The 9304-nt window shown below is 69.8% G+C and carries 8 protein-coding genes and 1 pseudogene; 1 reads left to right on the forward strand and 8 read right to left on the reverse strand.

Annotated elements, in window-relative coordinates; translation table 11 throughout:
• A pseudogene (locus AB0E63_RS45580) lies at positions 1-254 on the reverse strand (phosphoketolase); the annotation flags it as partial.
• A gap of 128 nt (positions 255-382) precedes the next feature.
• Between AB0E63_RS45580 and AB0E63_RS45585 the strand changes: the two are divergent.
• Positions 383-3088, forward strand: coding sequence for a GNAT family N-acetyltransferase (locus tag AB0E63_RS45585; protein ID WP_360380914.1), 2706 nt, complete (start codon positions 383-385; stop codon positions 3086-3088).
• Here AB0E63_RS45585 and AB0E63_RS45590 read toward each other — a convergent pair whose 3' ends face one another.
• The 7 genes from AB0E63_RS45590 to AB0E63_RS45620 all read right to left on the reverse strand — a co-directional run.
• Positions 3089-3655, reverse strand: coding sequence for an MBL fold metallo-hydrolase RNA specificity domain-containing protein (locus AB0E63_RS45590; protein ID WP_360380917.1), 567 nt, complete (start codon positions 3653-3655; stop codon positions 3089-3091). It lies immediately after the preceding gene.
• Positions 3656-4456, reverse strand: coding sequence for an MBL fold metallo-hydrolase (locus AB0E63_RS45595; protein WP_360380920.1), 801 nt, complete (start codon positions 4454-4456; stop codon positions 3656-3658).
• A complete protein-coding gene (locus AB0E63_RS45600; RefSeq protein ID WP_360380923.1) occupies positions 4453-4809 on the reverse strand; it encodes a hypothetical protein in 357 nt (118 codons plus the stop codon). The genes AB0E63_RS45595 and AB0E63_RS45600 overlap by 4 nt, the downstream gene beginning before the upstream one ends.
• Positions 4806-5783: a nitroreductase family protein gene (locus AB0E63_RS45605; RefSeq protein WP_360380926.1), complete on the reverse strand. Its 978-nt coding sequence runs from the start codon at positions 5781-5783 to the stop codon at positions 4806-4808. Before AB0E63_RS45605 ends, AB0E63_RS45600 begins: the two co-directional genes overlap by 4 nt.
• Before the next feature lie 98 nt (positions 5784-5881).
• Positions 5882-7627: a GAF domain-containing protein gene (locus AB0E63_RS45610; RefSeq protein WP_360380928.1), complete on the reverse strand. Its 1746-nt coding sequence runs from the start codon at positions 7625-7627 to the stop codon at positions 5882-5884.
• Between the two features lie 52 nt (positions 7628-7679).
• Entirely contained in the window at positions 7680-8129 is a 450-nt protein-coding gene (locus AB0E63_RS45615) for a pyridoxamine 5'-phosphate oxidase family protein (protein ID WP_360380930.1), read from the reverse strand.
• Positions 8130-8275: 146 nt separating this feature from the next.
• Positions 8276-9304 (reverse strand): acetate kinase (locus AB0E63_RS45620; protein ID WP_360380933.1); only part of this gene is annotated, 1029 nt, incomplete at its 5' end.

Raw genomic sequence — 9304 nt, forward strand, 5'->3', positions numbered from 1 at the left:
ATGACGTACATCATGGTCAGGTCGCGGCGCCGGATCACCCGGTTGAGGTGCGCGTAGAGCATGTTCAGCCCAGGCGTCGTACCCCAGTGACCGAGCAGGCGCGGCTTGATGTGCTCCGGCTGCAAAGGCTCCTTGAGCAGGGGATTGCCGAGGAGGTAGATCTGGCCGGCGGACAGATAGTTGGCCGCCCGCCAATAGGCGTCGAGATCGGCCACCTCGTCGGCGGACAGCGGCTTACCGGTGAGCTCATCCATGGCTCCCAGCGTCGCGGCATCGGGCCGTGGTCACCCAGAGTCGAAGGTCCCGCCGTCGTGGGACCCATCGGCACTGGCCTGGGCGGGCTTCGCCGCGGTGAGCTGGTGGGGTGTCGGAAGGAGACGTCATGACGGCGGTCGAGCAAGTGGGTGGGCGCCCCGGCGCGGGCTGGGATGTGCTCGCCTCGGATGGGTCGGTGGTGCGGATCCGTCCGATCCGGGAGGACGACGAGCCCGCGCTGGAGGCGATGAACCGGCGGGTGTCGGACCGGTCGATCTACCTGCGATTCTTCGGGATCAGCCGATCGAACGCCGACCAGCACACGCACCACTTGGCGACAGTCCACGACGGGCATGTCGCGGTAGTGGCCGAGTACGGCGGCCAACTGGTGGGCGTGGCGAGTTACGAACCGCTGCGCGCGGGCGAGGCCGAGATGGCCTTCCTGCTGGAGGATTCGGTGCATGGCCGCGGGATCGGCACCCTTCTCCTCGAGCAGCTCGCAGCGATGGCCCGGGAGAACGGGATCCAGCGGCTGCGCGCCGACACTCTGGCCGAGAACGCGGGCATGCTGCGCGTGTTCGCCGACTCCGGCTTCGAACAGGTCCGCAGGCTCGACAGCGGTGTGGTCGAGTTGGTGCTGGACACGGCGTACCGGCCCTCGACGCTGGAACGGATGGCCGACCGCGAGCGGGCGGCTGAAGACCGTTCGCTGCACAGGCTGTTCTCACCCCGCGCGGTGGCGGTGATCGGCGCCGGCCGGACCCCCGGCGGGATCGGCCACGAGGTCCTGCGGAACCTTGTCAAGGGCAACTTCACCGGACCCGTGTACGCCGTCAATCCGCACACGGACCGGGTCGCGGACCTGCCGTCGTACCCGTCGGTCGTGGACGTGCCCGGTGAGGTCGATCTCGCGATCATCGCGGTCCCGGCCGAGCAGGTACGGCAGGTTCTGACCGACTGTGGCGCCAAGGGCGTCGGGGGAGCAGTGGTGCTGACCGCCGGCTTCTCCGAGCTCGGGGCTGCCGGGCACGAGGCGCAGCGGGAGATCCTCGAGGTCGCTCGCCGGCACAGCATCCGGCTGATCGGTCCGAACTGTCTCGGGCTGGTGAACACCGACCCGGCGATCAACCTGAACGCGACCTTCGCCGAGGTCTCGCCGACGCGCGGAACGCTGGCGATCGCGGCGCAGTCCGGTGCGGTCGGCATCGCGGTGCTCGACCAGGCCGCCCGGACCGGGCTCGGCATCTCCGAGTTCGTCTCGCTCGGCAACAAAGTCGATGTCAGTGGCAACGATCTGCTGCTGCACTGGTGGGGCGACCCGCGGACCGCGGTGATCGGGCTGTACCTGGAGTCGTTCGGGAACCCGCGCAAGTTCGGCGGGCTGGCCCGGCTGGTCGGCCGGACAAAACCGATTCTCGTCGTGAAGGGCGGTCGTTCGGCGGGTGGCCGGCGAGCCGGTGCCTCGCACACTGCCGCGGCGGCGACTCCGGAGACCGCTGTGGACGCGCTGTTCGCGCAGTCCGGCGTACTGCGGATGGACACCGTCGAGGAACTGGTGGAGACGGCCCGGGTGCTGAGCGTCCGGCCGTTGCCTCGTGGCCGTCGGCTCGCCGTCGTCGGCAACGCGGGTGGTGCCGGAGTGCTCGCCGCGGACGCGGCCGGCCGGCTCGGTCTCGAACTGCCGGAGCTGAGCCCGGCCGTTCAGGCCGAGCTGAGTGCGGTCGGTGCGGTGGGGAGCGGCAACCCCGTCGACCTCGGTGCGGCCGCGTCACCGAAGAGCCTGGCCCACGCCTTGAAGGTCATCGTCGACAGCGGCGAGGCCGACATCGTGCTGGTCTGCTATGCCGCGACGCGCGCCGGCCGGGTCGAGGACATCTACGACGCCGTCGCCAGGACCGCGACCCAGGCCGAGGTGCCGATCGTCGTGAACTGTGTCGGTGCGACTCACGCCGCGCCGGAGATCGCGCTCGCGGACGGCCGTCGCTTGCCGGTGTTCCCGTTCCCGGAGAGCGCCGTGCGCGCGTTGGCCCACGCCGTTCAGTACGCCGAGTGGCGGTCGCAGCCGCAGGGCGTCGTACCGGACCTGGCCCGGGTCGATGCGGTTGGAGCGCGAGCTGTCGTGCGGTGGTTTCTCGAGCAGAGCCCGGGCGGTGGCTGGTTGGGGCCGTTGCAGGCCGGTCAGCTTCTGCAGTGCGCCGGGGTTCCGGCGATTCCGGTTCTCGCCGCGGCGAGTCGTTCCGAGGCGATCGCGGCGGCCGAGTCGGCGGGCTATCCGGTCGCACTCAAGACTGCCGCGCCCGGCGTCCTGCACAAGACCGATATCGGCGGTGTGCGGGTTGGATTGGCGAACTCGGTGCAGGTGGCGACGGCGTACGACGAGGTTGTCGCCGCGGCCGGGGACCCGCAGGTCGTGGTGCAGGCGATGGCGCCGGCTGGGACCGAGTTGGTGATCGGCGTGGTGCGGGACCGTCTGTTCGGCCCGCTGCTCATGGCCGGTAGCGGTGGCATCCTCACCGACCTGCTGGCCGACCGCCAGTGGCGCGGCCTACCGCTCACTGACCTCGACGCCACCGAGACGCTGCACGCATTGCGCTGCGCACCACTGCTGGCCGGCTACCGCGGCGCCCAAGCTGCGGACCAGGAGGCCGTGCTGGACGTCATGCACCGCATCGCCTGGCTCGCCGAACAGGTTCCCGAGCTCGCAGAACTCGACATCAACCCGCTGATCGCCGGCCCGTCCGGAGCCTTCGCGGTCGACAGCAGAATGCGCCTCACACCGGCAAACCCCGAACCCGACTGGCACGCGCGCCGCATGCGCGCGGACGACGCGTGATCAGAGTCGGATCCGCTCGAGGTGGCTCGGCGCCACCGCGGTCCAGTCGAGCTCGTCCTGGATCCTCCGGACGAGCTCGGCGCGGGCGTGGTCCTCACCGTGCACGACATGGACGACCTGCGGTGCCCGAGGTGTTACGGAGAGCCACGCGATCAGCTCGTCGGAGTCGGCGTGCGCGGAGAACTCCGACAGTCCGACAATCTGTGCGCGGACCGGGACGTAGCGGCCGTGGATCTTGACCGAACGGGCGCCGTCGAGCAGCGCCCGGCCCCGGGTGCCCGGCACCTGGAAGCCCGGGAGTACAACGGTGTTCCGGGCGCTCGGCAGCAGTCGGGCCAGGTGGTGCAGGACCCGGCCGCCGGTGGCCATGCCGGATGCCGAGATGACGATCGACGGACGGCCGGGATCGCTGATCCGGATGGATTCCTCCACCGAGTGAACCAGGCGCAGGTCGCCTGGATCGAAGGGGTCCGGGCCACCGACGACGTCGGGCCGGAGCTCGGGTGACTTGGCCTCGACAGCGGCGCGGTAGACGTTCAGCGCGGCCAGGGCCATCGGGCTGTTCACCTAGACGGGCAGCCTGGGGATCAGGCGGTCGTGAGCCAGACCGGTGAGCTCGTGCAGCAGGACCGCGGTCCGGTCGATGGCGAACGCGGGCATCAGGACGACACCGCCGCGAGCGGCCGTCGCGCTGATCAGCCGGGCCAGCCGGGCGTGGTCGAGTGGCTGATGGCGGCGATCGCCGTACGTCGACTCGACCAGGATGGTCTCGACGGCCGGCGGAAGTTCGGGTGGCAGGAGCAGTGGATGTTCCTGGCGGCCGAGATCGCCGCTGACGAGCAGACGGCGGCCGTCCTGATCGAGGACGGCGAAGGCCGAGCCGAGGATGTGGCCGGCGCGATAGAGGGTGACGGTGGTGTCACCGGGCAGTTCGAGCCGGCCCACTGACGGCCGGAACAGGCCGATGGCGCGCTCGGCAGCGGCGGCGTCGAACAACGGTAGCGGCGGGTCGTGCCGGGAGTACCCGCCCTCGCGGGCGTGCAAGGCGTCCTCCACCTGGAGATGCGCGGCGTCGCGCAGCACGATCGCCGCGACCTCCGCCGTACCCGGGGTGCAGATCACCGGGCCGTGGAAGCCCTCGCGGACCAGGCTCGGCAGATAGCCGCAGTGGTCCAGGTGGGCGTGGGTGAGGACGACGGCCGAGAGTGACGCCGGATTCACCGGGAACGGATCCCAGTTGCGCCGGCGCCAGCGGGCGTCGCCTTGGAACAGGCCGCAGTCGACCAGGATCCGGTGCCCGCCCCGCTCGACCAGGAACTTGCTGCCGGTCACCGTCCCGGCGGCGCCGAGGAAGGTGAGACTGGTCATCGCACGTCTTCGAGGGTCCGCTCGAACCTGAGCGCGACCCGGGACAGGGCGCGCAGGGCGGCCACCGTCTCGGCGATCTCCTGGTGGGAGGTCGGCGGGTGGACGGTCCGGTACAGGTCGTTTCGGAGGTCTTCGAGGTGGTCGATGAGGTGCTCGATCTCGTGGACGATGCTCGCGTCGTGCGGCTGCTGAGTGAGGATGGGCAGGATGCGGCCGCGGTAGGCGGTGATCGTGTGCTGCGCTTCGGCGAAGCGGCGTTCCTCCAGGAACCAGTCGTCGGCCGCGCTGTTCTCCGCGATGCGCTCGAGGTCGGCCTCCCACCGCTCGATCTCCTGGTGCAGGGTGGTGGTCATGACTGCCCTTTGGTGGTGACGAATTCCGCCACGGGCCGGCGAGCGGTCCCGGTGCCGGGATGGCTGCGACTGAAGCGGATGATCATGTGGGCGTGTCCCGGCCGCTGGGTGAGGCGCTGCACCTTGCGGCGCAGGTCCTCGAACTCGAGCGGCTGGTTGAGGAACGACGCGCTGACGCCCTCTCGGGTCGCGGTCAGCAGGACACGTTCGAGCGCGCTGCCGGCGGTGACCTGGTCTGCGGGCTCGTCGAAGTCGGTGGACAGTACGGCGAGATCCGGGTTGGCCTCGAAGGTGCTCTGTCCGCGGGTCCGGTCGGTCGGCCGGGTGGCCATGTCCCGAACGGCCGCCGGGTAGCTGGTGGATCGTGGTCCGAGCGCCGAGCTCGGTACTCCTTCGGTGGTGCGCTCACCGCCGACCCAGTGGGCGCGTTCGGCGCGGCGGTGCCAGTCGCCGATCTCGCGCAGGTCGGTGTCGAGCACCAGGTCGAGCACGGCGTGGATCTCGGGCTCGCCGAGCCAGGTCAGCTCGGCGCCCTCGGCGTACGCCGCCTGCAGCAGACCGATGCGGATCTTCTCGGCCAACGGCGTGGGATCGGAGGGGCGACGGTCGGTGTGCCGGTGCGGAATCTGCTCGGCGAGGTTGCGAAGGTCGTCGTCCTGGGCGCTGGTGGGTTCGATGACGATGCGGGCCAGCAGGTCGGGTTCTTCCGGGTACGGCGCGAGGCCGTACCAGGTGCCGTACCCGAGTGCGGCGGCCGCACAGCGCAGGTTGAAGGTGGCGGCGCCGGCCGCGATCCGCATCGCCCGGCCGGTGGGGTCCTCGGCGGGCAGGGTGGGTGAGCCGTCGAGGAAGAGGTCGATGACGTGACCGTTCACTTCGAACCGCCACGGCTGGGTGTTGTGCATGCTGGGCGCGGCGATGGCCGCTGCGAGCATGCTGTCGACGTGCTCCGCCGGCAAGTGCTGGTCCGACATCGGTGGCTCCTCCCACTGGTGATACTTCAGCTTCACGCCGGGGAGGAGGGTGGCGCTGCGGGCAAGAGTCCCGACTCGGGAGGCCGTTCGGCAGTCGGTCAGTCGCCGATCGGCGCCCTGAACTCCACCACGGTGCCGTGCGGCTCGTTGCCGGTGAGCCGGACGCTGCCGCCGAGGGCCTCGGCGCGCTCGGCGAGGTTGTGCAGCCCGCTTCTGCGATCGCTGGCCCCGATGCCGACGCCGTCGTCGGAGATCCGGGCCGTCACCTCCCCCGAGCCGACGGACACCTCGACGGTGGCCTGGGATGCCTGGGCGTGGCGGACGACGTTGGACAACGTCTCCCGGACGGTGGCGAGGATCTGCGGGCGGACGAGATCCGGTACGACGGTGTCGATCGGGCCGGTGCAGATCAGCTGAGGCCGGAATCCGAGTGGTTCGGTGTACTCCGCGACCAGCGCCTGGAGGTCGCCGCGCAACGAACTGGAGCCAGGTGCCTGCTGGAGCTGGAAGATCGCGGCACGAAGGTCGTGGATGGTCGTGTCGATGTCGTCGACCGCCCGGCTCAGTCGTTCCTGATGTTCGGGGCGGGCGAGCCGGTGCATGCCCTGCAGTTGCAGGCCGGTGGCGAAGAGTCGCTGGATCACCAGGTCGTGCAGGTCTCTGGCGATCCGGTCGCGGTCCTCCAGCACGGCGAGCATGTCGCGGTCGTGCTGTGCCTGAGCACGTTCCAGGGCCAGCGTGGCCTGGCCGGCGAACAGGCGGACCAGGTCCGCACCGTCGGAGATCCGGGTGTTCGAGCCCTGTTCCGAGGCCACCACGAGGACTCCGCCGGTGACGGTGCTGCCGGCCGGTAGCGGCGAGATCGTCGTACGGCCGAGACTCGACCCCTCCGGGAAGTCGGTCAGTCCGCCGGCGTCCTTCAGGAACTGAGCCAGGTCCTCGATCACCACCTGCTCGGATCTGGTGCTCGCGAGGCCGAGCACAGGCAGGTCGGCCGGGACACGGCGGCCGAGAAATTGGTGGAACTCCGGTGGTCCGTCGACGGCACGCACGACCAGGTCCGCGTCCTCGGCGAGCAGGACGGCGGCGACGTGTGCGGTGGAGACCTCGCGGGATCGCTGCACAATCAGCTGGAGTGCCTGGTCGGGATCGAACTCGCCGAGCATGAGCTGGGTGATCTCGGCGGTGACTTCGTGCCAGCGCCGGCGCTGCTCGGTGTCGGCGTACAGCCGGGCGTTGTCGATCACCACACCGGCGGCCGCGGCCAAGGCGGTGACCGTGCGTTCGTCGTCCTCGGTGAAGTCGGCGCCGCCGGTCTTCTCGGTCAGGTACAGGTTGCCGAAGGCGTGCTCGCGGGTCTGGATCGGGACGCCGAGGAAGCTCTTCATCGGCGGGTGGTTCGCCGGGAAGCCGTAGGACTTGGGGTGTTCGGCGAGATCCTGTATGCGCAGCGGCTCGGGGTGCTCGATCAGCAGACCCAGGATGCCGTGACCCTCCGGGTACGGGCCGATCGCGGCGATCTCCTCGTCGGTCACGCCATGCGTGATGAAGCGAACCAGCCGCTTGCCGTCGGGGCCGACCACACCGAGAGCGCCGTACCGGGCGCCGGCCAGTTCACAGGCCGCGGTGACGATCCGGTCCAGGGTGCTGTTCAAGTCGAGGTCCGCGCCGATGCCGACGACCGCGTCGAGCAACGCGCGCAGCCGTTCCTGGGTGTCCATGATCTCGTCGACGCGACCGAGCAACTCCTGCAGGAGGGCGTCAAGACGCACCCGGGACAGTCCTGCGAACTCCAGCGCCAACTCGTCCCAGCTCCCCCGCACCGCCCGCGAGTCATCAGCCACGGGCCCCACGATACGGACTGCCACGGTGGATGGAAACCGGCGTCCCGGGGGCCTATGCGCCTGCTCGCGGACGCTGGCCCCACGGGACGAGGCGTCGTCCGTGGAGAGATTCGATGCCCAGCCGGACCAGGTCCGGGTCGTCCATCGGCAGCCAGGAATGCAGCGGCAGGGCACCGCGGAGCGCCGCGGCCTCGTCCGCGGTCACGACGGACAAGTGGCCGATGGCTGTGACGGTCCAGCCGACATGGCGCTCGAGGTTCACGTCGTCGGCCTCGAAGGCGACCACGTCGCCGCGTTCAGCAGCCCGGAGCTTGTCACCCGGTCCGGTGCTGAACACGATCGTGTCGTCGTCCAGGACGAAGTTGACCAGCCGGACCGCCGGGAGGCCGCCGTAGGTGTAGACGAGGCGCCCGAGAGGGACGGATCCGAGCAGACGCAGACAGTCTGCCGGGCTGACGATCTCGAGCCGGGAATGATCGAATCCGCGCTGCTGCGTGGTCATCGTGGTCTCCTCACGATGGACTAGCCGCGCTTCGTCCGGGTGATCGAAGGCGGAACGCGGGTGGGAAGGGGGGTGTCCATGCGGACAACGGTCGCTCGCCGCGGGTCGTCGGAGTAGGGCCGAAAGTCCCGGACTCAGAGGATTCATCAAGTCCTGACGACGCTGAGCGTCTCGCGAGCGATCTGCCACTCTTCGTTCGTCGGGACGACGAGAACCGTGACCTCGCTGTCATCGGTGGAGATCCGGCGGGCTCCGGTCACCGGTGCGCCATTGAGATCGTGGTCGATGGCGATCCCGAGGCGTTCCAGATCGGACAGTGCCGCAGCCCGGACCTCCGCGGAGTGCTCACCCACACCGGCGGTGAAGACGACGGCATGGACTGTTCCCAGGACGGCGTAGTAGGCGCCGACGTACTTGCGGATCCGGTGGCAGTAGACGTCGAAGGCGAGACTGGCGTGCTCGTCACCCCGTGCGCGCAGTCGCGAGAGTTCGCGGAAGTCGTTCTCGCCGGCCAGCCCTTTCAGTCCCGATTCCGAGTTGAGCGCTCGGTCGATCTCGTCCACGGACATGCCCAGTTCCCGAGCCAGGTACGCCGGGATCGCGGGGTCCACATCGCCGGAACGGGTCCCCATCACGAGCCCCTCCAGCGGAGTCAGGCCCATCGAGGTGTCCACCGACCGGCCGCCTCGGACGGCCGAGGCCGAGCATCCGTTGCCGAGGTGCAGCACGATGACGTTCGTCTCGGCCGGATCGCGTCCGAGCAGCCGAGCGGTCTCGTGGGAGACGAACGCATGCGATGTGCCGTGGAAGCCGTAGCGGCGGATCCCGTGGTCCTCCAGCCAGGTCAACGGCACCGCATAGGTGTAGGCCTGCGGAGGCAGGGTTTGATGGAACGCGGTGTCGAAGACGGCGACCTGTGGCAAGTCGGGGAAGAGCCGGCGTGCTACTCGGATTCCCTCCAGGTTCGGGGGGTTGTGCAGCGGGGCGAGTGGTACCAGTTCGATGACTTCGGCGATCAGTGCGTCGTCGATCGGCGCCGAAGCGGAGAACCGGGAGCCTCCGTGGACGACGCGGTGGCCTACTGCCGCGATACCCAGGTCCGCGAGCGACGGCCCGTGGGAATCGAAGGCATCGATCGCCCCGCGCAGCGCATCCTCGTGAGTCGGGATCGACCG

The organism is Kribbella sp. NPDC026596 (assembly GCF_040638415.1).
Lineage (GTDB): Bacteria > Actinomycetota > Actinomycetes > Propionibacteriales > Kribbellaceae > Kribbella.

Bases quoted from the DNA above. Each gene is read 5' to 3' on its own strand.
- AB0E63_RS45585 (WP_360380914.1), top strand. From the start codon at position 383: ATGACGGCGGTCGAGCAAGTGGGTGGGCGCCCCGGCGCGGGCTGGGAT.
- AB0E63_RS45595 (WP_360380920.1), bottom strand. From the start codon at position 4,456: ATGACCAGTCTCACCTTCCTCGGCGCCGCCGGGACGGTGACCGGCAGC.
- AB0E63_RS45600 (WP_360380923.1), bottom strand. From the start codon at position 4,809: ATGACCACCACCCTGCACCAGGAGATCGAGCGGTGGGAGGCCGACCTC.
- AB0E63_RS45605 (WP_360380926.1), bottom strand. From the start codon at position 5,783: ATGTCGGACCAGCACTTGCCGGCGGAGCACGTCGACAGCATGCTCGCA.
- AB0E63_RS45615 (WP_360380930.1), bottom strand. From the start codon at position 8,129: ATGACCACGCAGCAGCGCGGATTCGATCATTCCCGGCTCGAGATCGTC.